The sequence below is a fragment of the Bacillus sp. PS108 genome, from assembly GCF_037963335.1.
Lineage (GTDB): Bacteria > Bacillota > Bacilli > Bacillales > Bacillaceae > Bacillus > Bacillus subtilis.
Map to the genome: position 1 here is coordinate 923,723 of NZ_CP150155.1, position 23,385 is coordinate 947,107.

Below are 23,385 nucleotides of genomic sequence, written 5' to 3' on the forward strand. Positions count from 1 at the left end.
GAAAGGAGGCTGTGCAAAACATGAACGTTTATCAGCTCAAAGAAGAATTAATTGAATACGCGAAAAGCATTGGCGTGGACAAGATTGGTTTTACGACCGCTGATACTTTTGACAGTTTAAAAGACCGTTTGATTCTTCAAGAATCACTCGGCTATCTCTCCGGCTTTGAAGAGCCGGATATCGAAAAAAGGGTGACGCCGAAGCTTCTTTTGCCGAAAGCGAAATCAATAGTGGCAATTGCTCTCGCATATCCTTCCAGAATGAAGGATGCGCCGAGAAGCACGAGAACTGAGCGCAGGGGCATTTTTTGCAGAGCCTCCTGGGGAAAAGACTATCATGATGTGCTGAGGGAAAAGCTTGATCTACTGGAGGATTTTCTAAAAAGCAAGCATGAGGATATCAGAACGAAGTCAATGGTTGATACAGGTGAATTGTCTGATCGCGCCGTTGCGGAACGTGCCGGAATTGGATTCAGTGCGAAAAACTGTATGATCACAACACCCGAGTATGGCTCTTATGTGTATTTGGCGGAAATGATCACAAATATCCCTTTTGAGCCTGATGTGCCGATTGAAGATATGTGCGGGTCCTGCACGAAATGCTTGGACGCCTGTCCGACGGGAGCACTGGTTAATCCCGGGCAGCTTAATGCGCAGCGCTGCATCTCTTTTCTGACCCAGACAAAAGGATTTTTACCTGATGAATTCCGGACAAAAATCGGAAACCGCCTGTACGGGTGCGATACGTGCCAAACGGTATGCCCTCTCAATAAAGGGAAGGATTTTCATCTTCATCCGGAAATGGAGCCTGATCCTGAGATTGCCAAACCGTTATTGAAGCCGCTTTTGACCATCAGCAATCGGGAATTTAAGGAGAAATTCGGGCATGTCTCAGGTTCTTGGCGCGGAAAAAAACCGATTCAGCGAAACGCCATTCTCGCGCTTGCGCATTTTAAGGATGCTTCCGCACTGCCTGAATTGACGGAACTGATGCACAAGGATCCGCGTCCTGTCATCAGGGGGACAGCCGCATGGGCAATCGGAAAAATCGGAGACCCCGCATACGCGGAAGAGCTTGAAAAAGCGCTGGAAAAAGAGAAGGATGAAGAGGCAAAGCTGGAAATTGAAAAAGGAATTGATTTGCTAAAAGCTTCAGGCATGACTAAACGAGGCTTGTCCTGACATACGTATAGAGCAGAAGGAAAAAACACTTGAGATCATCCAAGTGTTTTTTCTCTATAAAAAAGTATGGCGGGTGGGGTGAGCTTGAAGCACATTTTAGAACAATTAGCGGAGGAGCGGCTGGGCTTTCTGGTTAACGGGCATGCTATGAGACAGGAGTCTCAAGTCGGAGACCTTAAAGTCATGGAGCGTAAGAAAAAGCTTCTGGAAAAACGTAAAGTTGACATCATAAAAGCGAAAGCAAAGGCCGTGATTAATCATGTGCGGGTTGAGGATGACGGAACGACCTGCCTTTCGTATACCATTCATTACGAATACGTGTGTAAGGAACAAGATGACAGCTTGTATATAGAAGAGCACATAGAGGAGCGAATGGCTTTCCTGTATGATCACATTTTGATTAGTGATCAGGAAATTGCGAAAAAGCCGGCTGGATTTCATGAAGAGACCAGTATTATTGACTATTCTGAAGCTGAAGAGGAAAGAGAAGCGTTTGGCAGGGCTTTTCAATACGATCGTCTCGGCGCTGTCCAATATGCCGAGAAATTTTGGAACAAGCGCAATCCTGCTTATAAAAATTTCAGCGATAACTGTACAAATTTTATTTCTCAGTGTCTTCATGCAGGAGGCGCGCCGATGCGCGGTCATCCGAACAGGGGATCAGGCTGGTGGATGAAACAAAGCTCATGGAGCTACAGCTGGACGGTGGCGCACTCTATGAAAATGTATTTGTCGAATTCAAAGGCCGGACTGCGTGCGGTGCGGGTGAAATCAGCGGAAGAACTGATGCCGGGCGATGTGATTTGCTATGACTTCGAAGGAGACGGCCGGTTTAATCATACAACGATTGTCGTGGCAAAGGACAAAGGCAATATGCCGCTTGTCAACGCCCAGACTTATGACAGCAGGATGAGGTATTGGTCATATGAGGATTCTACGGCATACACGCCGTCAATACGATATGCCTTTTTTCATATCGTTGATGATACGACAAAAGAGTAATTAATGTTATAATGATGGGCGGATAAGAAAAACAGAGGTGAACATTGTGGCATTACATGTCGTTTTATATCAACCAGAAATTCCCGCTAACACAGGGAATATTGCACGTACTTGTGCAGCAACCAATACAACGCTACACCTGATTCGTCCGCTCGGCTTTTCAACTGATGATAAAATGCTGAAGCGTGCCGGACTAGATTATTGGGAGTTTGTTAACGTTGTGTATCATGATTCGTTAGAAGAATTGTTTGAGGCATATAAAAAAGGCAAGTTTTTCTTTATTACAAAATTTGGCCAGCAGCCTCATACATCATTTGATTACACTGATCTTGACGAGGATTATTTCTTCGTGTTCGGAAGAGAAACAAGCGGTTTGCCAAAGGATTTAATTCAAAATAATATGGACCGCTGCCTGCGTCTTCCGATGACAGAGCATGTCAGATCGTTAAATCTGTCCAATACTGCCGCGATTCTTGTTTATGAAGCGCTGCGCCAGCAAAATTACCGTGATTTAAAATAGTGAAAAACCCGCTCATCGATGATGGGCGGGTTTTTTTGCGGATGTTGAAATGCTTTGTTTCGTTTTTGGGCTTAACAACGTAACAGTGTTATGTTACAATGTACCCATCAAAGGAGCTGGACTTATGGAAGAACAATTAATCTCTAAAAAAGAATTACTTGAAAGAACATCGATTTCATACGGTCAGCTGTATCGATGGAAGCGGAAAAACTTAATACCTGAGGAATGGTTTATTCGTAAATCCACATTTACAGGGCAAGAGACGTTTTTTCCGAGAGAGGAGATTTTAAAACGTATATCAATGATTCAAAAGATGAAAGAAAATTTGTCTTTGGATGAAATGAGGGAAATGCTGTCGCCGAAAATGAAGGATGTCAGCATGACCGCTGATGAATTGCTTCATAAAGGTTTGGTTTCAAGGCCTGCTCTTGAAGCCTATTCAGAAGACGGAGGAAGTCCGGTTTTTTCATCCAGCGATTTGCTTTCGCTGTTTGTGCTTGAGGGCCTGCTGCAGTCTGGAAATGTCAGCCTTGCAGAAGCAAAAATGGCTGCAGAGGTATTAAAGAAGCATGATACTGAAGAGATTGAAAAACAGACGGAGCTGATTGTGCTCCGCAAGCTCGGTGTCACAACTTGTTTTATAGCGGCTGCGGCGGACAGCATTTTGTTTGAATCATCCGTAAAGGTTGTGGAACGGGTAGATTTATTAAAAGCTTCAGAGGAATTAAAAACAACATTTATGCAGGAGGGCCATCAATGGATGTAGTGGAAAAGCTGGTGATAAATGGATCAGGAAGTTCTAAGGGAGGAACATTTCAATCAGTTGAGATTAATGGCAGCGGGACAGTGGCCGGGGACGTGGAGTGTGACACTTTTTCTTTTAATGGAAACGGAAAAGCGGACGGCAGCGTCAAAGCGAAAGCGGTAACTATCAGCGGTTCAGGAAAGATACATGGAGACGTTGAAGCAGAATCTATCCGGATGAATGGCACTGGTTTTATTCAAGGAGAGGTATCTGCAAAACAATTGAAAATCGCTGGATCATCAACATTTGGCGGCACTGTCAAGGCTGATGGAATTGACATTAGCGGAAAAGCTGTCATGGAAGCAGATTGTGAAACAGAAACCTTTCAATCAGAAGGGAAATGCAAAATCAGCGGGCTTTTAAATGCAGACCAGGTGATCATTAAGCTTTCTGCAGGGGAAAGCTATGCGCGGGAGATCGGCTGCCGCCATCTTCAAGTGACCTGCAGAAAAGGAATGCTGAATTTGCTCAGATTGATGCCGCAGCCTGTTCTAACAGCAGAGCTGATCGAAGGTGACGTGATTGAATTGACAAATACAAAGGCGAAAACCGTGCGCGGTAATAAAGTGATCATCGGCCCGGATTGCCAGATTGAAACTGTCGAATACAGCGGGGACTATACCTGTGATCCAAGCGCGTCAGTTAAAACATCCACAAAGTTGTAAGGAGGATCGTAATGGAGACAACAAAACTGGGAAATTTAAAATTATATGGCGCTGGGCATGCCGCAGGAGGCGCGTATCACAATGTCAGCATCAAAGGAGAAGGTATAGTTGGAGAAGGGCTGTCTGCTGTAGGCTGCCGCATATACGGAACGGGCCTTTTTCTCGGAAAAGCAGAGACTGAGCGGCTGCGTGTGCTCGGAGAAAGTGAATGTAAAGGCGATCTGACAGCCGGCAAAATCAATATATATGGGATAATGAAAGTCAGCGGCTCACTTCAATTTGATCGATTCAATCTGAAAGGCCAGACTGAAATTGGCGGGAATATGACTGGAGAATCCTGCGATGTGAAAGGGAAGCTTAGCGTAAAAGGTGATTGTGAAACAGAAATGTTCCATGTCACAGGCTGTGTTGATGTATCGGGGTTATTAAATTCGGGTGAGATCAAGCTGGGATTGAGCCATGATATAAGCCATGTGCAGGAAATCGGCGGAACAACAATTACAGTGAAAAGACGCGCGAGTTTTTTTAACCGGAAGAAAGTGAAGCTGATCGCCGATGTCATAGAAGGCGATCGGGTTTATTTGGAGAATACCGAAGCGGCAGTCGTCAGGGGAAAAGAAGTGATCATCGGGCCGGGATGCAGTATCGGAACAATTGAGTACGAAAACAAATATGAATGCGATCCGCATTCACAGATTAAAGAAAAAACAAAACTGTAAAACATTGTTCTGTTATACAAAAAGGGTGCTCTTTCAGGAGCACCCTTTTTTATTCTTTTCCAGGCTTGCTTTCGTATCCTGCGGTAAAAATTGATACTAAAAAAGTGACAATGACACCCATCATGATGATTGTTTTCACCGTCTCTCCCCCTCTTCAATTTTTCCGTGCTGTCCGAGTCTGGATGATTCTGTATTTTTCTTTATTATGAACGGTCGCAGTCTGCCTTGTCAACGATGTATGAGTATCTTTATTTTTAAGAAACCAAAGCATGTATCACGAGATGGCGGCATAGATTGTATCAAAGTACCTTATTTGCATAGTGTATCAAACATGATAGAGGAGGTCCTTATGGATATATTAAAGAAAATTGAAAAGTACAGAGAGGAAGAGCAGCGGCTGAAATGGGAAGGAACTTTCGCCGATTATTTGGAGATTATTAAAGAAAATCCGATGGTCGCGCAATCTGCTCATTCTCGAGTTTTTAATATGATAAAAGACAGCGGGATAGAGGAGATTGACGGACGCAAGAAGTACAGTTTTTTTGACCGCGAGCTGTTCGGGCTTGAAGAATCTCTGGAGCGTCTTGTGGAAGAGTATTTTCATCCGGCTGCCAAACGTCTAGATGTCAGAAAGCGGATTCTATTGCTGATGGGGCCTGTGAGCGGCGGTAAATCCACGCTGGTCACAATGCTTAAAAAAGGTCTCGAAGCGTACACGCTGACAGATAATGGCGCTGTATATGCGATTAAAGGCTGCCCGATGCACGAGGACCCTCTACATTTAATCCCCCATCATTTACGCGATGACTTTTACAGAGAATACGGCATTAGAATAGAAGGAAGTCTTTCTCCTTTAAATGTCATGAGGCTGGAGGAAGAGTACGGAGGAAGAATTGAGGATGTGAAGGTGGAGCGCATCTTCTTTTCAGAAGATAAGCGTACGGGAATTGGAACATTCAGTCCCTCTGATCCGAAATCTCAGGATATTGCCGATTTGACGGGGAGTATTGATTTCTCAACAATCGCCGAGTACGGTTCAGAATCAGATCCGCGCGCTTATCGATTTGACGGAGAGCTGAATAAAGCGAACCGCGGGATGATGGAGTTTCAGGAGATGCTGAAATGTGATGAGAAATTTCTCTGGCATTTGCTTTCCTTGACACAGGAAGGGAATTTTAAAGCTGGGCGGTTTGCGTTAATTTCTGCTGATGAGCTGATCGTGGCTCACACGAATGAAACGGAGTATCGCTCATTTATTTCTAATAAGAAGAATGAAGCCCTGCACTCAAGAATCATCGTGATGCCGGTTCCTTATAATTTAAAAGTGTCTGAGGAAGAGAGAATTTATGAAAAAATGATTGCAGAAAGCGATGTGGCGGATGTTCATATTGCCCCGCATACGTTGAAGGTCGCCGCGATGTTCTCAATCCTTACCCGGTTAAAAGAGCCGAAGCGGTCGGATATTGATCTGGTCAAGAAAATGAGACTGTATGATGGGGAAAGTGTGGAAGGATATAACTCTGTCGACGTTGAGGATATGAAAAAAGAATATAATGATGAAGGCATGAGCGGAATTGATCCGCGGTACGTGATCAACCGGATTTCTTCAACGATTATCAGAAAAAATATGGAATCGATTAATTCTCTCGATGTCCTTCGCTCCTTAAAAGAAGGTCTTGATCAGCACCCATCAATTTCAAGCGAGGACAGGGAGCGGTATTTGAATTTTATTTCTGCCGCCCGCAAGGAATATGACGATATTGCGAAAAAGGAAGTTCAAAAAGCGTTTGTGTATTCATATGAAGAATCAGCAAAAACACTTATGGACAATTACCTCGATAACGTAGAGGCCTATTGCAATAAAAACAAGCTTCGTGATCCTTTGACAGGAGAGGAAATGAACCCTGACGAAAAGCTGATGAGATCCATCGAAGAGCAGATCGGCATTTCGGAAAACGCCAAAAAAGCGTTCCGCGAAGAAATTTTAATCCGCATCTCAGCCTATGCGAGAAAAGGCAAGCGGTTTGATTACAATTCCCATGAAAGACTGCGTGAAGCTATTCAGAAAAAGCTGTTTGCTGATCTGAAGGATGTCGTTAAAATTACGACCTCAACAAAAACGCCGGATGAGCAGCAGCTGAAAAAGGTAAATGAAGTCGTGGCCCGTTTAATTGATGAGCACGGCTACAACTCGACGAGCGCCAATGAGCTGCTGAAATATGTCGGCAGCCTGCTGAACCGATAAGCAACGTGACCCGTCCGAATAGGGCGGGTTATTTTGTCCCATTTTCTAAATAGTTTGTCAATTAAACATGCATATGTGCATATGATGAATATAAATCTTTTCGAAAGACTTGTTTCATAATCTGGCACAAGCCGGAATACGTATGTATCACGACCACAAATGGTTAAGGAGGGGAATTCATGTCCCAAAATGACAGCGGCCATTTTTTGATTTCTGAGGAAAACTGGTCCCTCCATCGCAAAGGCTTCGATGACCAGCAGCGCCACCAGAAAAAAGTGCAGGAAGCGATCAAAAACAATCTTCCGGACCTCGTAACTGAGGAAAGCATTATTATGTCTAATGGAAAAGATGTAGTGAAGATCCCAATCCGTTCACTTGATGAGTATAAAATCCGTTATAACTATGATAAAAATAAACATGTAGGGCAAGGAGACGGCGAGAGCCAGGTTGGAGATGTTGTGGCCCGGGATGGATCAGACAAAAAACAAGGGCCTGGAAAAGGGCAGGGTGCCGGTGATCAGGCAGGCGAGGATTATTATGAAGCGGAAGTTTCATTAATGGATTTAGAAGAAGCGCTTTTTAAAGAATTAGAGCTTCCAAATCTCCAGCAAAAAGAGCGGGACAATATCATTCATACAGATATCGAGTTTAATGATATCCGTAAAACAGGATTAACCGGTAATATTGATAAGAAAAGAACGATGATGTCAGCCTTTAAACGAAACGCAATGTCAGGAAAACCGTCGTTCTACCCAATTTATCCGGAGGACCTGAAATATAAGACGTGGAATGACATCACAAAGCCCGAATCAAAAGCCGTCGTTTTAGCCATGATGGATACAAGCGGCAGTATGGGGGTTTGGGAAAAATACATGGCCAGAAGCTTCTTTTTCTGGATGACCCGTTTTTTGCGGACAAAATACGAGACTGTGGAAATTGAATTTATTGCCCATCATACAGAAGCAAGAGTGGTCTCGGAGGAGGATTTTTTCTCAAAGGGAGAAAGCGGCGGAACCATTTGTTCTTCCGTATATCGGAAGTCGCTTGAGCTTATTGATGAAAAGTACAATCCCGCCCGCTATAACATTTACCCGTTTCATTTTTCTGACGGTGACAACCTGACATCTGATAACGCGCGCTGTGTGAAACTGGTCAATGATATTATGAAGAAGGCCAATCTATTCTGCTACGGCGAGGTCAATCAGTACAACAGGCATTCAACGTTAATGTCTGCATATAAAAATGTAAAAGATGAGAAATTTAAGTACTATATTTTAAAACAGAAATCTGATGTTTTTCAGGCTCTAAAGAACTTTTTCAGAAATGAAGAGTCTGGTGTAAGCCATCAATTTTCGTAATGAAAAGCCCATTTCAGGGCTTTTTTTTATTTAATAAAAGCAAGAAAACGCTTGCGAAAAAAATACGGGAGAAAAAGAAATTTTTCCTTTGACAAATCTTCTTTCATTTATTAATATTTTATCTTGTGAACTATTATTGAGGAATGAGGTGAAAAGGAGTTGACTGAATCAGAACGTGCTTTGCTCACTTTTGAACAGCTCTTCGATACGTCTCGGGCGATATATAAAAAACAGAAGAAGATATTGGAGATTGTGCTTGAGCCTTTTGATATTACAGTCCTTCAATATTTGCTGATGTTTAAAATTCATCAAAGCGGAAGCACCCCGCTAAGCAAGCTGGCAATGTCGCTTGATCTTAAGCCTGCTTCTGTGACGCGGATGACAGATATTCTGTATAAGCGCCAATTGATGAATCGATATGACAGTCCGGATGACCGCCGTATCGTCATGATTCAGTTAACCGAAGAGGGGGAAGAACTGATAGAAAAAGCCGCTGTGCAATATGCAAAAATGGGTGCTGGCTTGTACCAAAAGCTTGATACCTCCCAGCTGCAGTATTTGCGCAAACTAGCCGGAAGCTTAACGAAGCTTGCTGAAGGCTGTTCAGAAAAAAGCGGTAATTAAAAACTTCTCACATATTTTCACCAGCTTTCCGCAAAATGATAGAGGATGAAACGAAAGGAGAAAACAAAATGAACAGAGGACGTTTAATTCTGACCAACATTATCGGTTTGATTGTTGTTCTTGCAATTATAGCTGGAGGTGCTTACTACTATTATCAAAGCACAAACTACGTAAAAACAGATGAAGCAAAAGTAGCGGGCGATATGGCTGCTATTACTGCTCCAGCAGCAGGTAAAGTATCTGACTGGGATCTGGACGAAGGAAAAACAGTGAAAAAAGGCGACACAGTTGCAAAAATCAAAGGTGAACAAACTGTTGACGTAAAATCCATTATGGATGGCACAATTGTGAAAAACGAAGTGAAAAACGGACAAACCGTACAAGCTGGTACAACAATTGCACAAACGATTGACATGGACAACCTATACATCACAGCAAATATTAAAGAAACAGATATTGCGGATATTGAAGTAGGAAATAGTGTAGACGTAGTAGTTGACGGAGACCCTGATACAACATTTGACGGTACTGTAGAAGAAATTGGCTATGCGACTAACTCAACTTTTGATATGCTTCCATCTACAAATTCAAGCGGAAACTACACAAAAGTAACACAAAAAATTCCTGTGAAAATTTCAATCAAAAACCCATCTGATAAGGTGCTTCCTGGAATGAATGCATCTGTTAAAATTTCTGAGTAAAACAGATCAGTCATCAAACCATGAAAGGAGGTTGTCTTAGATGGCTACAGGCAAAGAAAAAAATGCAAAAAACCCTATGTCATTGCTGATTGTGCTAATGGCGGGTTTATTTTTGGCAATCCTAAACCAAACACTGCTTAATGTTGCAATGCCGCACTTAATGACTGAATTTGGCGTAAGTGCAACGACGATTCAGTGGCTGACAACAGGTTACATGCTTGTTAACGGTGTATTGATTCCGTTATCTGCTTTCCTGATTACACGATTTGGCCAGCGGAGTCTCTTTCTCGTCGCGATGTTTTGTTTTACGCTCGGTACGTTAGTCTGCGGTATCGCACCTAACTTCTCTACAATGCTGATCGGCCGTTTGATTCAGGCCGTGGGCGGAGGTATCTTGCAGCCGCTCGTTATGACAACCATTCTGTTAATTTTCCCGCCTGAAAGCAGGGGGAAAGGAATGGGGATTTTCGGGCTAGCGATGATGTTTGCTCCAGCGGTCGGCCCGACTCTTTCCGGGTGGATTATTGAGCATTATACATGGCGCATTATGTTTTACGGACTTGTGCCGATCGGCGCAATTGTTATCATTGTGGCTTTCTTCATCTTTAAAAATATGGTGGAGCCGCAAAAAATCAAACTCGATACTCTTGGCGCAATCCTCTCGATTGTCGGATTCGCTTCCTTATTATACGGAGTCAGTGAAGCCGGATCTGACGGCTGGACCGACCCGATTGTATTGTCTACAGTTATTATCGGAGCCATTGCAATTGTTGCTTTTGTGGTTCAGCAATTGCGTCATGATGATCCGATGCTTGATTTCAGAGTGTTTAAATATGACATTTTCTCACTCTCGAGTGTCATTAATATCATTATTACAGTGGCACTTTACACTGGTATGTTCCTTTTACCGATTTATCTGCAAAACCTGGTCGGCTTTACGGCGCTTCAATCCGGTCTGCTTCTGCTTCCGGGTGCGATCGTTATGCTGATTATGTCACCGATCTCAGGTATTTTGTTCGATAAATTCGGACCGAGACCGCTTGCGATTATCGGGCTTCTCGTGACAGTGGTAACAACGTATCAATACACGCAATTGACAATTGATACACCATATACACACATCATGCTGATCTATTCAATTCGTGCATTTGGTATGTCTCTCTTAATGATGCCAGTCATGACAGCCGGGATGAACCAGCTTCCTGCCCGTCTGAACAGCCACGGAACGGCGATGAGCAACACGCTTCGCCAAATCAGCGGATCAATCGGAACAAGTTTAATTACGACGATTTATACAAACCGGACGACATTCCATTATTCACAAATTGCAGATAAAACAAGCACGGCGGACCCGAACTTCCTCCATGCGTTCCAAAATGCAGTTTCGAATTTAATGGTGAATATGAATGTGTCTTATGATACGGCGAAAACATATGTGTACTCACATATTTATAAACACGCATCACTCGATTCCAATGTCATGGGGATAAATGATGCCTTTATGTGGGCAACCTTATTCTGTGTAGCAGGTTTGATTTTAAGTATCTTCCTGCGTGACGTCAGAAAAGATAAATTGCGTAAGAAGAAAAAAGAGGAGCTTTCATTACTTCCTGCTCCAAAAGAAGCTAAGGAATCTTAATCTGTAAAGGGAGGTTTCCTGAATGAAAATTTATGTAGTGTATGATAGTGAAGGCGAACATACTAAAGTGCTTGCAGAAGCGATTGCTGAAGGCGCGAGAGAAAACGACACGGCTGAAGTGTTCATCGACCATGTAGATCAGGCTGATATCCGCAAGCTTAAAGATATGGATGCGATTATTTGGGGATGCCCAGGGCATTTCGGAACAATCAGCTCCGGTCTTAAAACTTGGATCGACAGACTTGGCTACTTGTGGGCTGAAGGCGAGCTGATCAACAAAGTCGGTGCTGTCTTCTGCACAACGGCAACGACACACGGCGGCTTGGAAATGACAATGCACAATTTAATCACGCCGATGTTCCACCAAGGCATGATCGTTGTCGGACTGCCTGGCAACGTGCCTGAAAACGCACTTTATGGCTCTTATTACGGAGCAGGTGTCACTTGTCCGGTAGACAGTGATGAGTTAATGTCTGAGGAAGGTATTCAGCTTGGACGCGCGTTGGGAAGACGTGTCAGCCAAGTCACAGGAAACCTAACAGCAGGACAGTAAGGAGAGGTTGAAATGGCCATTATTATAGCAATAATTGCTGCTGTCATTGTCATTGCGGCCCTTATTACATTTAACGTCCGCAACGCCTCACCTGGACCTGAGAAGCAAGAAGCAACCGATAGAATCGCACCTCCAGAAGAGGAAAAAAACGAAGCGCATTACCCTGCTGAAGCAAGGGCTGCCGAGCATACGCCATCCGTTGTCAAAAACGATTCTCCAAAAGAGAAGCGTGACACAATGGGTGATGATATTTACAGGCAGGCGCTGCAAAAGTTTAAGCATTCTGATGAAGTTCATGCAGAAGAAGAGGTCACTGAGGAAAGTGACAAAATGCAGGACCGCAGCTATCGTGATGCGCTGCTCTCTATGAAAAATAAGAAAAAGTAATGAAAAAGGCAAATCCGTTTACTCATGCGGGTTTGCCTTTTTTGCTGTTTCCATCAATTATGTTTTTATCAAATAAATCCATGGAATATGTTGTATTCCACCTTGATCTAGTGTACTATGTTACTCATACACCGAGGATTTTTTCCGGGAGGTAAAGACATGAATTCTTTTTTAGGTTTATTAAAGAAAGATATCAAGCTTTCAAGAATGTGGCTGCTAGTATGGATATGCGGAATCATTTTCTTATTGGGAACAGGCCATATTATAGCTTCTCGCACGAAAGAACCTCTAGTCATTTTTGGTTTTTTTGTTGCAGTTGCTTTTTTTCTGCTTTTCTTATCTCCTGTTTTTGTGTTTTATCACCTTCGCAAGGAAGGGAAATCACAGCTTTGGCTGTACAATCCAAATGGCGGCTTATGGCTGTTTTCTTCTAAATTGGCAGCATCTTTGCTCTATCAATTTGTGATTCAGTTGGCATTAACAGCCTATGGCATATGGATGTATCATATGCTCTCTGTAAAAAATCTGCTGGAGCATCAAGTTGATATAACGAGTACAGTGGCTTTGCTGAATATGTATGGGCTTATTTCTTCGTTAGATATGTCAGTAACAGTCATTGTGTTTTGGACTGTTTTTCACTCTCTCAGAAATTGGCGCGGAATGCGGTGGGCTGCGATGGTTCTGTTGGTTGCAGTGTGGTTATTCTTCGATGAATACATCATAAGCCCTTTGGTTGAATCTCAAAAGCATTTCTGGCCTGTAACAGTCTATTGCAATTTTGATTTCCACTTCCACAATGTTTGGAGATTGGAACTAAAACCTATCCATCTGTCTGTGCTAGGGTTGCCTATTACTTTAGTCATCACATTCTTGCTGCTTATCATGGCTTCAAAACTGCTTGATCGTAAAGTAGAGGTGTAAATATGGACAATCAATTCCAATCCTCGAAACCGATTTATCTGCAGATCGCTGATCAGATCTTTTATAGGCTGGTCAGGAAGGAGCTGCTCCCAGGAGACAAGCTTCCTTCAGTAAGAGAAATGGCGATTCAAACTAAGGTAAATCCCAATACAATTCAAAGAACTTACAGTGAGATGGAAAGGCTGGGTATTGTGGAGACAAGAAGAGGTCAAGGGACGTTTATTGCGGAAAAAGCAGAAATCGTAGACGAGCTGAAAGACAAGCTGACACGAGAGGTGCTGGAAGGATTTGTCAAGCAAATGAAAGAGCTGGGGCTAACGAAAGAGGAAATGTTAGAAGGGATTAAAACATTCACAGAGGGAGGCTAAAATGGAAATCAAGCTAGAACATGTATCAAAAAAATACGGCCGCCATACGGCCGTCAATGATGTGTCAATCACCCTATCATCCGGACGGATTTATGGCCTGATCGGACCGAACGGCAGCGGCAAGTCAACGACCCTGAAAATGATGGCTGGCCTTCTGTTTCCGACTTCAGGATTTGTAAAAGTTGATGAAGAGCAGGTTACGAGAGAAATGGTGCGTCAAACGGCTTATCTTACTGAGCTTGATATGTTTTATCCGCATTTCACTGTTAAAGATATGGTGAATTTTTATCAGTCGCAGTTTCCTGATTTTCATACAGAACAGGTTTATAAGCTATTGAATGAGATGCAGCTGAATCCGGAAAAAAAGATCAAAAAGCTATCAAAAGGAAATCGGGGCAGGCTGAAAATCGTTCTTGCTTTAGCGAGACGGGCAGACGTCATCTTGCTTGATGAACCTTTTTCCGGGCTTGATCCGATGGTCAGGGATTCCATCGTAAACAGCCTTGTGTCGTACATTGATTTTGAGCAGCAGATTGTCGTGATCGCGACACATGAAATTGATGAAATTGAGACTTTGTTAGATGAAGTAATCATCCTCGCCAATGGAGAAAAAGTTGCGCAGCGTGAAGTAGAAGATATTCGTGAACAGGAAGGCATGTCTGTTTTGCAATGGTTTAAATCAAAAATGGAAGTTTGCTAGAAAGAGGAGGAATATGATGAAAACAGTGTTGGAATTGAAAAACGTGACTAAAAACATCAGAGGCCGAACGATCATTGATGATCTCAGTTTTACGATTCGTGAAGGCGAGGTATTCGGTTTTTTAGGACCAAACGGAGCGGGGAAAACGACAACCATCCGGATGATGGTGGGGTTAATGAAGCTGTCGAAAGGTGATGTCCTCATTTGCGGCCAATCAATTACGAAAGAATATGCCAAGGCGATTAAGCATATCGGAGCGATCGTTGAGAATCCCGAGCTGTATAAATTTTTGAGCGGATATAAAAATCTCCAGCAATACGCAAGGATGGTCAAGGGTGTCACGAAGGAAAAAATTGATGAAGTTGTTGAACTGGTCGGTTTAACAGACAGAATCCACGACAAGGTGAAAACATATTCTCTGGGGATGAGACAGCGTCTTGGCTTGGCACAATGCCTTTTGCATGATCCGAAAGTGCTAATTCTGGATGAACCGACAAACGGCCTTGATCCGGCGGGGATCAGAGAAATCAGAGATCATTTAAAGAAGCTGACCCGAGAAAGAGGAATGGCTGTCATCGTTTCAAGCCACCTGCTGTCAGAAATGGAACTGATGTGTGATCGAATTGCGATTCTGCAAAAAGGAAAGCTGATCGATATTCAAAATGTAAAAGATGAAAACATTGATGAGAATGATACATATTTCTTCCAGGTTGAGCAGCCGAGTGAAGCCGCTACTGTTTTAAATCAGTACGATTTGCTGAGTAAGACAAATGGTGTAGAAATCAAACTGGCTAAAGAGGAAGTCCCTGCGGTTATTGAATTGCTGGTGATGCAGCAAATCCGTATTTATGAGGTCAAGGTCATAACAAAATCATTAGAGGACCGTTTCTTAGAAATGACAGGTGAAACAAAAGAGGAGGTTCAGCATGCTTAATTTGATTTATAATGAGTGGCTCAAAATTTTCAGCCGTGCCGGAACATGGGTGATGATCGGAATTCTGGGGCTGACAATGGTTGGATTTGCATTTTTGGCGAATCATTTTTCTGCTAGTGAATCAAATTCCCATTGGAAACAAGAGCTTCAAGCACAAAACGCCGAATTAAAGAAAGAAATCAAAGAAGATCCTTCACTGAAAGATGGGTATAAAGAAACAATCACACTCAACGACTATCGCATCGAGCATAATATCCCTAGTGACACGGGCTATACGGCATGGTCTTATGTAACGGATTCGGCAAACTTTACCATCCTTACCGGTCTGTTTACTATTATCATCGCGGCCGGAATTGTCGCTAACGAATTTAATTGGGGAACGATTAAGCTATTAATGATTCGGCCGCTCAGCCGTTTTCAAATTTTGATGTCCAAATATATTACAGTTCTCCTGTTTGGGCTCCTGTTGCTGTTGATTTTATTTATCGGTTCTACTTTATTAGGGTTGATCTTCTTCGGGACGGGTGGTGAAACCGCCGCGAACATTCATTTAATCTATAAGGATGGCCATGTCATTGAGCAAAACATGATGGGGCATTTGGCCACAACGTATCTTTCTGAATCCGTCTCGGCTTTAATGGTGGCGACGATGGCGTTTATGCTGTCTGCGGTATTCAGAAACAGCTCTCTTGCGGTTGGTTTTTCCATCTTCTTGTTGGTTGCCGGTACGACTGCAACTGCATTTATTGCAGCGAAATTTGACTGGGCAAAATATATATTATTTGCTAATGTCGACTTGACTCAGTATGTGGATGGCACACCGTTAATAAAAGGGATGACTATGACGTTTTCTCTCGTCATGCTAGCGATCTACTTTATCATCTTCCTGTTGCTTGCTTTCGGAATCTTCATGAAGCGGGATATTGCAAACTAATAAAGAAAGCTGTTTTGCTTATGCAAAACAGCTTTTTTGTCAAAATAAAAACTGCAGGTTTGCACCTGCAGTTTTTCATATCAATTTATGCTTACGCTTCTTTAGTAACGTTAGCAGCTTGTGGTCCGCGGTTTCCTTCAACGATTTCAAAAGAAACAGCTTGGCCTTCTTCTAAAGTTTTGAAGCCTTCGCCTTGAATAGCAGAGAAATGAACGAATACATCGTCTTGACCTTCTACTTCGATGAATCCGAAACCTTTTTCAGAGTTGAACCATTTTACTTTACCTTCTAACATGAAATTTCCTCCTAAAGCGATCATAACGCTTAAATTCACTATTCTTGCTCTTAACAAACTTTCAAGACGAAAACTCTTACAAAACTTTCTTCTTAAAGATAGTTCGAACAAAAATAATTACCTTTACTCTACCAGTAATCTTCAGAAAAAACAACTGCTTATTGAAATTTTTTTCGGAAAATACCATATTTATTTTTCAATTTGATATTTATTTACGGAAATTCATCTGTTTTCTCGATATGTGATCATACGTTTGCCTTAGTATTCCTTCATTTTGGGAAGATAAGTAATAGGAATTGACAACCTTATTGGATATGAGTAAGGTAAAAGTTAATCAATATTACAAATGACAACGTTTATCAACTAAGAGAGCGTATGTTTTTTATGTCTGATATTGCTTGCATGCTCTAATACATAGATAGGAGTATGGTCACAATGAAAAAGTGGCTTATATGCAGTTTCGTCCTTGTTCTTCTCGTTTCATTTACTGCATGTTCACCGTCTGCAGAACATGAATCGATAAAAATCGGGATTGCTGAGTCTGACGGGGCAATATGGAACTATATTGCTCAAAAGGCTGAAGAGGCAGGGCTGGATATTCAGCTGATCCCTTTTTCTGATTATGCGGAGTCTGATATCGCACTTGCTAACAAAGAAATTGATGCCAACGCCTTTCAAACCATTTCATATTTTCAGTCGTTCACTGAAAAATACAAACTTAATTTGGCACCGCTCGGGACGACATACATAACGCCCATGGGCATTTATTCAAAACGATATGAACGAATCCGAGATATATCGCGGGGAGCTGTCGTTTCTGTTCCGGATAAAGCGTTCGATTTTGGCAGGGCGCTTACGGTGCTCCAGGAAGCGGGTTTGCTAACGCTGAAAAACGGATTTAACGGAACAGGTTCAGTTGATATGATTAAAGATAATCCGAGACACCTGAAATTAAAAGCTGTCCGGCAACAGGATGCAGTGAGCGGTGCCGACGTGTTTGTCATGAAACCATCAGAAGCAAAAAAAGCGGGCCTGAACCCGAAAAAGCATACGCTAAAGAGCGGCGGACCCATGTCTGAGGAAGAGATGAATTTGATTGTTGTCAGAGCGGAGGATCAAGATCGGGAAGCGCTGCAAACCATTCTTGAGCTTTATCAAGCTGATGATACAGCGGCATTTATAGAAAAAGAATACCAGGGAGATCTTGTCCCGGCTTTCCTGCCTTTGAAACGTCTTTCAGATTGGAAGAATGAATTCGAACATTGAATTCATTCTTTTTTTTCTGAAAAACACACTCTGTTCCGTCCCGTTTCTTTCGCTTTGTAAAGCATTTGATCGGCAAGAATGGGCAAGGATCCTGGCTGTTCCGTATTATTGGGGTAATGAGCGGCCCCTAGTGATATCGTAACTGAAAGCTCTTCGCCGTTTGTTAATACAATCGGTGCATCACTTACAGTTCTCCTGATCCGTTCAGCGATCCGGGCTGCTTTATCAAGAGAACAGTTCGGCAGGAGCACGGCAAATTCTTCACCGCCGATCCGAGCGGCAGGATCAGTATTTCGGATGCTCTGCTTCAGACGTAACCCCAGCTCTTTGAGCACCTGATCTCCTTCATGATGGCCATATTGGTCATTGATGGTCTTAAAATGATCGATATCCATATAAATCAGTGCAAATTGAAAATGCGGGGTATCGGCCGCCTGCTGATACAGAGCTTTCGTGGTTTCTTCAAACTTTCTTCGGTTATACACGCCTGTTAAAAAGTCAAAGTGCGCCTGAAACTTATATTGTTTAAAAAGAAGATGTGCATTTGTTTCATGATCAATAATATATAAACTGAGCATGCCGCCCGCTATTGATATGATCCAAAAATACAAATGAAGTTCGTATGAATGTAAATCTATAAGAAAATAAAAGGAAAAGGAGATCAAGCTATTTGTGATTATTAAAAGATAGAAAGCATGTTTTAGTTGAACTTTTTTTCTTCTAGAAACAATGAGTGACGGAATGGCAGCGATACAAATGATAATAACCGAGTATAGTGCAGATGTGTTCATCGTAATCAGCAAGCGGCCTGCAGTGATCATGGCCAGGGCCGTTGCCGTTGAAACCCAGCCTCCATAAAGAGCGGCAATCATAATAGGGATATTTCGAAGATCAATAATTGAATGCTGATAGGTAAATCCAAAAACCATCAGAATAACCCCGAGCAAACCGCAGGCCAGTCCTTTAACAGCTTGAAAGGATATGCTGTCTTTTTTATGTACTATCCTTTCTTTAAACAGGTGGGTGAAGAGATAATTAAATGTGATTAAAATGGTCAAATTTACAAACAGTTCTTTCAGCAAATATTATCACCCTTATATAAGGTACTAAAGATGGAAGGGAAAGAAAAGAACAAAAAAGGCATTATATAAGGTTTTTTTACTTGAATTGATAAGTTAAAATAATTCGCACTTGACCCATAGGAATTAGTGTAATATAGTAAATGAGAAAATTTGAAGGGAGAGTTTACCTGCTTTGGAGACTTTACTGGTTGTATTACATGTATTTATTTTATTTTTACTTATCTTAGGGCTCTTTGTTATGCAGAAAAAACATGTTTCCTTCTCTAAACGTGTATTTACTGCGCTGGGGCTGGGGATTGTATTCGGATTTGCGCTTCAGCTGATTTACGGCCCGACTTCAAATATAGTCATTCAAACAGCCGACTGGTTTAATATTGCCGGGGGCGGATATGTCAAATTGCTTCAAATGGTTGTCATGCCGCTCGTCTTTATTTCGATTCTCGGTGCATTTACAAAGCTGAAGCTGACAAAAAATCTTGGAAAAATCAGCGGTTTGATTATCGGGATTTTAGTAGCAACAACAGCAGTTGCTGCAGCTGTCGGTATCGCGTCCGCGCTTTCATTTGATCTGCAGGCGATTCAGGTTGACCAAGGAAGTACAGAGCTTTCACGGGGGCAGGAGCTTCAGCAGAAATCAGAGGATATGACAGCGAAAACGCTGCCGCAACAGATTGTTGAACTGCTGCCTGGAAACCCGTTTTTAGATTTTACGGGAGCTAGACCGACTTCAACGATCGCTGTCGTTATTTTTGCCGCTTTTCTTGGAGTGGCATTCCTCGGCGTAAAAAACAAACAGCCGGAACAGGCAGAAACATTTAAAAAACTGGTTGATGCCGTTTATGCCATTGTCATGCGTGTTGTCACACTCATTTTGAGACTGACGCCTTATGGTGTGCTGGCCATCATGACAAAAACGATTGCCACGAGTGATCTTGACAGCATTCTAAAACTGGGCATGTTCGTGATTGCTTCATATGCCGCGTTAATCACTATGTTTATCATTCATTTGCTGCTGCTGACGTTCAGCGGCTTGAATCCGGTGATTTATTTGAAAAAAGCGGTGCCTGTACTTGTATTTGCATTTACGTCAAGGTCTAGCGCGGGTGCTTTACCGCTGAATATTAAAACACAGAGAAGTATGGGTGTACCGGAAGGAATCGCAAACTTTGCCGGTTCGTTCGGCCTTTCGATCGGCCAAAATGGATGTGCCGGCATTTATCCTGCAATGCTGGCGATGATGATTGCTCCGACTGTCGGCCAAAATCCATTTGACCCGGTGTTTATTATCACTGTTATCGCAGTTGTTGCTATCAGCTCCTTCGGTGTTGCCGGAGTCGGCGGCGGAGCGACATTCGCGGCGCTTCTTGTTTTATCATCATTAAACATGCCTGTCGCGCTCGCTGGTTTGTTAATCTCAATTGAACCGTTAATCGACATGGGGCGTACTGCTTTGAATGTCAGCGGAAGCATGACATCCGGTCTTATTACAAGTAAGGTCACAAAGGAAATTGATCAAGGGGCATTTCATGATCAATCCAGAGTGATTGAAGCTGAAGAAGCGTAACGTATGAAAACGTGTAATCCAACAGGATTACACGTTTTTTTAACGGCCGGGTTCTAAGTCCTCTAGCATTTCCATCATCGTGTTGTCGTCCATGACATTCATTGCGCTTTGTTCAAAATGAATGGGTTCAGCATAATGCGGCTGTCTTTTTTTCGCGGCTGACTCAGTTTGCCTAGTTTGAGACTGTGTATGCTGATGCTGTGGTTGCTGCTGTCCGGCGTGCTGGTGCTGACGGCCATTTTGCCGCTGGCTTTGATGTTGCGAACGGTCTTGGTTATCCCCGCTGCCTCCGCCAAATGCTTGTTTGACTATGTTTCCTACATTAGAAGCATCAAATGTGTTATTTTCTGAAATTCTTCTGTTCATTTGTCCTGTGATAAACCCGCTGATTCTTTGGCGGATCTGAGGTGATAATGCAGCAATAAGCATAGTTGATCCTATGATCAATGCTGCGGGGCTGATTCCTCTTCGCTGGTTGAACAACATGATCCCTCCTTTGCAGTGTATTCATATTTTCCCCCTCGTTAGACAAATTAACCGTTATATTTCCCGGGAAAGCATTTCCTCCAGATTTGCATGCATAATTAAACCCAGTTAGAAAAACCTATAAGTAAAGTGATAAAGGAGGAATTCACATGTTTGGAAAAAAACAAGTCCTTGCGTCTGTGCTTCTTATCCCTTTGCTTATGACTGGCTGCGGTGTGGCCGACCAAGGTGAGGGCAGACGTGATAATAATGATGTAAGAAACGTAAATTATCGAAATCCGGCCAATGACGATATGCGGAATGTAAACAATCGGGATAACGTTGACAATAATGTTAATGATAATGTCAATAACAATCGTGTAAATGACGATAATAACAACGACCGAAAACTTGAGGTTGCTGATGAAGCAGCTGATAAAGTAACAGACCTAAAAGAAGTAAAGCATGCCGATATCATTGTGGCTGGAAATCAAGCCTACGTTGCAGTCGTTTTAACCAATGGAAATAAAGGTGCAGTAGAAAACAATCTGAAGAAAAAAATAGCCAAAAAGGTAAGATCTACTGACAAAAACATTGATAATGTTTACGTTTCAGCTAACCCTGATTTTGTAGAGCGTATGCAAGGATATGGAAAACGTATTCAAAATGGTGACCCAATCGCCGGATTATTTGATGAATTTACACAAACTGTACAGCGCGTATTCCCTAACGCTGAATAAATAAAAAAAGCCGCACAATTTGTGCGGCTTTTTCTTTGCGTTAATGACACACTGCGAACTCAGGCTGCATAGAGTAAAAATAAAAAGGTACAAGACGGACCGGCTCAGGGAGGGAGACGTTTGCGGGATGGCATAGGAAAGCGTGCGGCATCCGCTCTATTCCTGTGCGGAGTCCTTGTGATGCTGGCTGTAAGCTCAGCCATCGTATCAAGCGCGATGTATATCCTGTCTTTTCCAGGTCAGGCATCTGGAATAACAAAAGAACAAGTGACGAAGCACATGAAGAAAGAGTCATTCAAACAGGCCGATATTTATTACACTTCTAAGGAAAAGTCCTTACTGCCATTGACGAAAGAAACGCTTGAATATGCGGTCAGTATTAATCAGATTATGATTGGATATTCGAATCAAAAGCCTATTGACATTATTTTTTTTCCTAATGAAAAACAGATGGAGGCTTACTCCGGTTTATTGGATGTAGTTGGTTTTTATTCTGAACGGGAGCAGCTGATCGGATTGTTGCCTGAAGAGAAAAAGAAACTGTTAGAAGGGGACGAGGTAGCGGTTTATTTGTACCAGAGATTGTTGATTCATGAATACTCGCACCATGCGTTTCACCAGAAATTGAAGGAGCTTGAGACGGATCCCGATGAGTTTCCGTTATGGTTTCATGAAGGGTTAAGCGAGTGGATTGCGAACTATGAATTGCTCATAGATCCGATCACGTTTTCTGTCGTGCCCTTTGACCGTTTGCAGACTGATCGAGACTGGCAGGAAGCCAGAGCCGAATATGATACTGATGTCTATTTGCAAAGCTTTTATATGATCGATGAGCTGACGGACAAATATGGGAAAGACATTATTTCAGAAATGATTAAGGAAACAGCAAAAAAAGGGGACTTTGAAAAAGGGTTTAAATCAGCAACAAAGGAAAGTCTTGATCAATTTGAAAAAGATTTTAAGAAAAAATTCGAAAAAAACAGTGCGGCATTGGATAGTTTCTATCCAATGCCTTTGTTATTAGTGAAGTCCTTGCTGACCCATTCCGCCTTGTGTCGGAGGCATTTGTCCTTGGGCAGGGGCGAATGAATTTCTCAGCTGTTCCATATCCTGCGCATCAAGCTGAGGAACCTGGTAATAGCCGTGTTTGTTTTGGTATAGGAAAATTTCAAATGCCATTTCAACATACTCCTGAATTTGCGCAGACAGTACGCGTCTTACGGCCGGATTTGTCATTTCCAGAGAAGCCATCGTCAGCATAGAAGCTTGTGCTTTAATCGCGCAAAGCATTTGTCGGCTGATGATGCTGTCATCAATATCATTCATGGATTGAACAGGTTTTTTAGGCTGTGACGGCTGCATGCCGTAAACAGCCTGGTTGTCCTCCTTCATCATATAAGTTGCTGTTTTTTGTGAAGGTTCGCTGCCTGTTTTGAAGCATTCTGCAGTTATATTGTATTGAGATGTAATGAATTGATGTTGACGATCAAGGATGTTTAATAATTCTTGATCCTTACAGAATTGTCTCAGCATCATAAACTGATCTAGCACAGTAAGTGTTCCGGAAAGCACCTCATGCATATCAAACATTTCATGTCCGCCGTGGTTTTTATGCGGTTTGCCAGGAATACCTTTGTTCATTTGGGATTGCTGCTGCTGATTGAACTGATCCAAACCGAATTCCTCCTTTTTTTTCAGATCAGCTGTATTTTGTGTC

General features: G+C 42.5%; 27 protein-coding genes. 23 read left to right on the plus strand and 4 right to left on the minus strand.

Going from position 1 to position 23,385, the window contains the following annotated elements:
- Positions 1-20: 20 nt before the first annotated feature.
- The 19 genes from queG to NSQ16_RS04860 all read left to right on the plus strand — a co-directional run bounded on the left by queG (position 21) and on the right by NSQ16_RS04860 (position 16,256).
- Complete coding sequence (queG, locus tag NSQ16_RS04770; protein WP_014479245.1) at positions 21-1,181, plus strand: tRNA epoxyqueuosine(34) reductase QueG; 1,161 nt, start codon at positions 21-23, stop codon at positions 1,179-1,181.
- 66 nt (positions 1,182-1,247) lie between these two features.
- The gene (locus tag NSQ16_RS04775) at positions 1,248-2,183 is read left to right on the plus strand and encodes an amidase domain-containing protein (RefSeq protein ID WP_029726353.1); all 936 of its coding nucleotides are present in this window, start codon (positions 1,248-1,250) and stop codon (positions 2,181-2,183) included.
- Positions 2,184-2,220: 37 nt separating this feature from the next.
- Complete coding sequence (trmL, locus tag NSQ16_RS04780) at positions 2,221-2,703, plus strand: tRNA (uridine(34)/cytosine(34)/5-carboxymethylaminomethyluridine(34)-2'-O)-methyltransferase TrmL (protein ID WP_010886453.1); 483 nt, start codon at positions 2,221-2,223, stop codon at positions 2,701-2,703.
- A gap of 124 nt (positions 2,704-2,827) precedes the next feature.
- Positions 2,828-3,469, plus strand: a complete 642-nt coding sequence (locus NSQ16_RS04785; protein ID WP_003245603.1) for a YhbD family protein — start codon at positions 2,828-2,830, stop codon at positions 3,467-3,469.
- Positions 3,460-4,173 carry a polymer-forming cytoskeletal protein gene (locus NSQ16_RS04790; protein ID WP_019712205.1) on the plus strand — a complete coding sequence of 238 codons (714 nt, stop codon included), beginning with the start codon at positions 3,460-3,462 and terminating at the stop codon, positions 4,171-4,173. Before NSQ16_RS04785 ends, NSQ16_RS04790 begins: the two co-directional genes overlap by 10 nt.
- 11 nt (positions 4,174-4,184) lie before the next feature.
- Positions 4,185-4,892 (plus strand): hypothetical protein, encoded by a 708-nt coding sequence (locus tag NSQ16_RS04795; RefSeq protein WP_019712204.1) that lies wholly within the window; start codon positions 4,185-4,187, stop codon positions 4,890-4,892.
- 349 nt (positions 4,893-5,241) lie between these two features.
- Positions 5,242-7,137, plus strand: a complete 1,896-nt coding sequence (gene prkA, locus NSQ16_RS04800; protein ID WP_003233433.1) for a serine/threonine protein kinase PrkA — start codon at positions 5,242-5,244, stop codon at positions 7,135-7,137.
- A 179-nt stretch (positions 7,138-7,316) separates the two neighbouring features.
- Complete coding sequence (yhbH, locus tag NSQ16_RS04805) at positions 7,317-8,495, plus strand: sporulation protein YhbH (RefSeq protein WP_003233432.1); 1,179 nt, start codon at positions 7,317-7,319, stop codon at positions 8,493-8,495.
- 159 nt (positions 8,496-8,654) lie between these two features.
- A complete protein-coding gene (locus NSQ16_RS04810) occupies positions 8,655-9,119 on the plus strand; it encodes a MarR family transcriptional regulator (protein WP_003233431.1) in 465 nt (154 codons plus the stop codon).
- Positions 9,120-9,154: 35 nt separating this feature from the next.
- On the plus strand, positions 9,155-9,820 hold the full coding sequence (locus tag NSQ16_RS04815) for an HlyD family efflux transporter periplasmic adaptor subunit (RefSeq protein ID WP_014476241.1): 666 nt from the start codon (positions 9,155-9,157) through the stop codon (positions 9,818-9,820).
- A 40-nt stretch (positions 9,821-9,860) separates the two neighbouring features.
- Positions 9,861-11,459, plus strand: a complete 1,599-nt coding sequence (locus NSQ16_RS04820) for an MFS transporter (protein WP_003233429.1) — start codon at positions 9,861-9,863, stop codon at positions 11,457-11,459.
- Between the two features lie 22 nt (positions 11,460-11,481).
- Positions 11,482-12,012 carry an NAD(P)H-dependent oxidoreductase gene (locus NSQ16_RS04825; RefSeq protein ID WP_015252498.1) on the plus strand — a complete coding sequence of 177 codons (531 nt, stop codon included), beginning with the start codon at positions 11,482-11,484 and terminating at the stop codon, positions 12,010-12,012.
- 12 nt (positions 12,013-12,024) lie between these two features.
- Positions 12,025-12,399 (plus strand): hypothetical protein, encoded by a 375-nt coding sequence (locus tag NSQ16_RS04830; protein ID WP_003233427.1) that lies wholly within the window; start codon positions 12,025-12,027, stop codon positions 12,397-12,399.
- Complete coding sequence (locus NSQ16_RS04835) at positions 12,399-12,554, plus strand: hypothetical protein (RefSeq protein ID WP_003233426.1); 156 nt, start codon at positions 12,399-12,401, stop codon at positions 12,552-12,554. Before NSQ16_RS04830 ends, NSQ16_RS04835 begins: the two co-directional genes overlap by 1 nt.
- A 4-nt stretch (positions 12,555-12,558) precedes the next feature.
- Positions 12,559-13,320, plus strand: a complete 762-nt coding sequence (locus NSQ16_RS04840) for a hypothetical protein (RefSeq protein WP_029726352.1) — start codon at positions 12,559-12,561, stop codon at positions 13,318-13,320.
- A gap of 2 nt (positions 13,321-13,322) precedes the next feature.
- Positions 13,323-13,688: a GntR family transcriptional regulator gene (locus NSQ16_RS04845; protein WP_003233424.1), complete on the plus strand. Its 366-nt coding sequence runs from the start codon at positions 13,323-13,325 to the stop codon at positions 13,686-13,688.
- 1 nt (position 13,689) lies between these two features.
- Positions 13,690-14,388: an ABC transporter ATP-binding protein gene (locus NSQ16_RS04850; RefSeq protein WP_003233423.1), complete on the plus strand. Its 699-nt coding sequence runs from the start codon at positions 13,690-13,692 to the stop codon at positions 14,386-14,388.
- A 16-nt stretch (positions 14,389-14,404) separates the two neighbouring features.
- Positions 14,405-15,322, plus strand: a complete 918-nt coding sequence (locus NSQ16_RS04855; protein ID WP_029317524.1) for an ABC transporter ATP-binding protein — start codon at positions 14,405-14,407, stop codon at positions 15,320-15,322.
- Complete coding sequence (locus tag NSQ16_RS04860; RefSeq protein ID WP_038427544.1) at positions 15,315-16,256, plus strand: ABC transporter permease; 942 nt, start codon at positions 15,315-15,317, stop codon at positions 16,254-16,256. Before NSQ16_RS04855 ends, NSQ16_RS04860 begins: the two co-directional genes overlap by 8 nt.
- 91 nt (positions 16,257-16,347) lie before the next feature.
- Here the strand turns inward: NSQ16_RS04860 and cspB are convergent, their stop codons facing one another.
- Complete coding sequence (cspB, locus tag NSQ16_RS04865; RefSeq protein WP_003224086.1) at positions 16,348-16,551, minus strand: cold shock-like protein CspB; 204 nt, start codon at positions 16,549-16,551, stop codon at positions 16,348-16,350.
- 435 nt (positions 16,552-16,986) lie between these two features.
- Between cspB and NSQ16_RS04870 the strand changes: the two genes are divergently transcribed.
- Positions 16,987-17,817, plus strand: coding sequence for a MetQ/NlpA family ABC transporter substrate-binding protein (locus NSQ16_RS04870; RefSeq protein ID WP_046664061.1), 831 nt, complete (start codon positions 16,987-16,989; stop codon positions 17,815-17,817).
- A gap of 2 nt (positions 17,818-17,819) precedes the next feature.
- Here NSQ16_RS04870 and dgcK read toward each other — a convergent pair whose 3' ends face one another.
- Positions 17,820-18,899: a diguanylate cyclase DgcK gene (gene dgcK / locus NSQ16_RS04875; RefSeq protein ID WP_230488408.1), complete on the minus strand. Its 1,080-nt coding sequence runs from the start codon at positions 18,897-18,899 to the stop codon at positions 17,820-17,822.
- Between the two features lie 172 nt (positions 18,900-19,071).
- Between dgcK and tcyP the strand changes: the two genes are divergently transcribed.
- Positions 19,072-20,463 carry an L-cystine transporter TcyP gene (tcyP, locus tag NSQ16_RS04880; protein WP_122895229.1) on the plus strand — a complete coding sequence of 464 codons (1,392 nt, stop codon included), beginning with the start codon at positions 19,072-19,074 and terminating at the stop codon, positions 20,461-20,463.
- A gap of 39 nt (positions 20,464-20,502) precedes the next feature.
- Here the strand turns inward: tcyP and NSQ16_RS04885 are convergent, their stop codons facing one another.
- Complete coding sequence (locus tag NSQ16_RS04885; protein ID WP_230488409.1) at positions 20,503-20,949, minus strand: hypothetical protein; 447 nt, start codon at positions 20,947-20,949, stop codon at positions 20,503-20,505.
- Positions 20,950-21,098: 149 nt separating this feature from the next.
- Here NSQ16_RS04885 and NSQ16_RS04890 point away from each other — a divergent pair, with 149 nt between their 5' ends.
- Positions 21,099-21,668, plus strand: a complete 570-nt coding sequence (locus NSQ16_RS04890) for a YhcN/YlaJ family sporulation lipoprotein (RefSeq protein WP_003245125.1) — start codon at positions 21,099-21,101, stop codon at positions 21,666-21,668.
- Positions 21,669-21,788: 120 nt separating this feature from the next.
- On the plus strand, positions 21,789-22,757 hold the full coding sequence (locus NSQ16_RS04895; protein ID WP_029317528.1) for a hypothetical protein: 969 nt from the start codon (positions 21,789-21,791) through the stop codon (positions 22,755-22,757).
- On the opposite strand, the gene NSQ16_RS04900 is transcribed toward NSQ16_RS04895, so the two are convergent.
- Positions 22,689-23,342: a spore coat protein gene (locus NSQ16_RS04900; RefSeq protein ID WP_015715563.1), complete on the minus strand. Its 654-nt coding sequence runs from the start codon at positions 23,340-23,342 to the stop codon at positions 22,689-22,691. The genes NSQ16_RS04895 and NSQ16_RS04900 overlap by 69 nt on opposite strands.
- Positions 23,343-23,385 lie beyond the last annotated feature (43 nt).